Below are 2,639 nucleotides of genomic sequence, written 5' to 3' on the forward strand. Positions count from 1 at the left end.
CTCTATACCTTTCCACTTTGGGTGGAGCTGGTCGCCCTACCGTTTGTGACCGCGATCGCGCTCATGGGCATGATAGCAAGTCAGAAACCCGAACATGCCCACGTCGCCACATTGATGGGAGGCATCAGTGCGCTGATTGGGCTGTCGTACATTGGCTTCAGCCTTTGGAAGACTTATCAGCTATGGAGCGAGACCGCGACGCTGGCGAACGCTATTGAGCTTGCGACCCCAATCCTACTGTCCCTGGGGTTCATCCCATTCCTCTATGCATGGCGAGCGTACGTCGCTTATTCGGATATGTTCGCGACAATCCCCATCTTTGGCATCGACAAGAGCCTTGTGCCTTACGCGCGGTGGCTGGCTATATCCCGCATAGGGGTCGACCTCGAACTGCTGGAGCGCTGGCGCAAGGCAATCCAAGCTGTGCAGCCACGGAACAAGGCCGAGTTGAAACATTCATTGGACGGACTTCTCTCCTTGAAGAAGCGAGAGGCCACCCCACCGGTCGTGCAGCCACAAGACGGCTGGTCGCCATATTTGGCGATGCAATTCCTTGCCGATTATGGCGTGGAAACTGGCCATTATCACCACAGCTTCGACGACGAGTGGTTCGCCTCAAGCTCAATGCGGGAGATCGGAAGCGGCATTAACCTTTCTAACAATCTAGCTTACTATATCGAGGGCACTCAGCACGCCGCGACCTCTCTCAAAGTCAAGCTGAACGTCAACAATCCAGACGAAGCGGGCACGGCCGAAGATATCTTCATCGGGCACGCTATGCATTTGCTGGAACGAGCCATGAGCCTGAACGCCGCTGAGCGCCTCAAGATGCGCATCGCTACGCTTGAGACGTTCGAGGCCGAAATCCCCTATGGCCACATCTTACTGTCACGCGAAGATTTCGTTGGTGGCATCAAGGGCGGCTATTCGAGGCGTTTCGAGATTAGGCGCGGCGCACTCCAAACCAGCGATTAGGTAAGACGCGGCGCAGACCCTTTGTGTCTTGTAACTCAGGCCAGATGCAACCCCGTGCCCGGCGCCTACCGCGAGATAATCGGCACATCGACAGGGGAAACGATCTAGCTGCTCGAACGAGCGGGCCGGCGGGAGGGGTTCGATTCCCTTCACCCGTTCCATATCTCTTCTGAAGCTCCCACCGACGCCCTGCACTCTCACCGCCGCCACGTTCGGCGCTTGCGCCCGCCGTCGTGCGGCGTGTGGGGGGTCTTGGCCCAGAAATGCGGGCGGGCGACCAGCTGGAACACGGCGAGCCAGGCGGCGAGCGAGACCAGCAGCCAGTAGACCGGCATGAAGATCACCTGACGGCCGAGGGTGAAGCGGCGGCGCAGGGCCAGCGTGCGCGCGGCCAGCCACATGGTGGCGCCATAGCCGAAGGCGACGTTGAGGGTGGCGGCGGCGATCACGAGGTCGGACAGGAAATGGCTGCCGACGGCGAGCGGCAGGCGGCCGGAGGCGTGGAGCAGGATCAGCAGCATTCCGGCCGGATGGGCGAGCGCGGAGACGACGATGCCGCCGAAATAGGCCTGGACGGCGAAGAAGCCGAGCGGGCCGACCTCGGCCCACAGCGTCTGCGGCCGGCGCATGTGGACGATCCACGTCAGCAGCCAGCCCTTGATCCAGCGGCTGCGCTGGCGCCGCCAGACGTGGAAGTCGCGCGGCGCCTCCTCCAGCGTCACGCTGTCGATCATCGCCGAACGCCAGCCGAAGCGGGCCAGCCGCACGCCGAGATCGGCATCCTCCGTGACGTTCCAGGGGTCCCACCCGCCAACGTTTTCGAGAGCTGACCTCCTGAAATGATTGGAGGTTCCGCCGAGCGGGAGCGGCAGGCCGTTGGCGGCAAGAAACGGCAGCAGTCCGTCGAACAGGGCGGCGTATTCGATGGCGAACTGCGCCTGCAGCCGGTTGCCGACGCGGTCGATCACCAGCCGCGCCTGCACGCAGCCAAGCTCCGCCGGCCCCTCCGCAAAGGCGCGGGCGGCGACGAGCAGCTGGTCCGCCGCCGGCCGGTCCTCCGCGTCGAACACGGCCACCAGACTGCCGCGCGCGAATTTCAGCGCATGGGCGAGCGCCCGCGGCTTGGTGCGCGGCGCGCCGGGCGGCACCACCACCACGTCGACATGGTCGAGGCCGCGGGTCGCGGCGAGGGCGGCGGCGATGGTTGCCGCATCGCCCGCCTCCAGCACGATCTTGACGTCGAGCCGGTCCCGCGGATAACGCAGCCGTTCCAGCGCCGCCACCAGCCCGGGCAGCATCTGCGCCTCGTCGTAGAGCGCGACCAGCACGGTGTAGACCGGCAGGCGGTCCGGCGTGCCGGCGAGGCGCGGGCGTCGCCAGACCACGGCGCCCGCCGCGAACAGCCGCAGCAACCCCACCACGAGAAAGCCCGCCATCGACGCCGCAAGCCCGGCCTGCAGCACGACGAGGGGCGCGAAGATCGCCGCGGCACACAGTGCCAGCACGGCCGCCGCAATCACGGAGCGGGCCGCGACCGACGGCACGCCGCGCGCCGAGAGATCCGGCCGCAGCGCCGCGAGATCACCGACCGCCTCGGCCAGCGCCGCCTCGGCGACGGCCGCCCGGAGCAGGCCGCGCAGGGCGGCCGGTTCGGCCAGCACCAC

The 2,639-nt window shown here is 65.9% G+C and carries 2 protein-coding genes; one reads left to right on the plus strand and one right to left on the minus strand.

From position 1 onward, the window contains the following. Positions 1-975, plus strand: a 975-nt coding sequence (locus A6302_RS23275; RefSeq protein WP_083255935.1) for a hypothetical protein, incomplete at its 5' end; no start/stop codon positions are given. 197 nt (positions 976-1,172) lie between these two features. Here A6302_RS23275 and A6302_RS19960 read toward each other — a convergent pair. Further along, positions 1,173-2,639 (minus strand): glycosyltransferase (locus A6302_RS19960; RefSeq protein ID WP_141704010.1); only part of this gene is annotated, 1,467 nt, incomplete at its 5' end.

Origin of the sequence: Methylobrevis pamukkalensis (assembly GCF_001720135.1) — a bacterium.
Lineage (GTDB): Bacteria > Pseudomonadota > Alphaproteobacteria > Rhizobiales > Pleomorphomonadaceae > Methylobrevis > Methylobrevis pamukkalensis.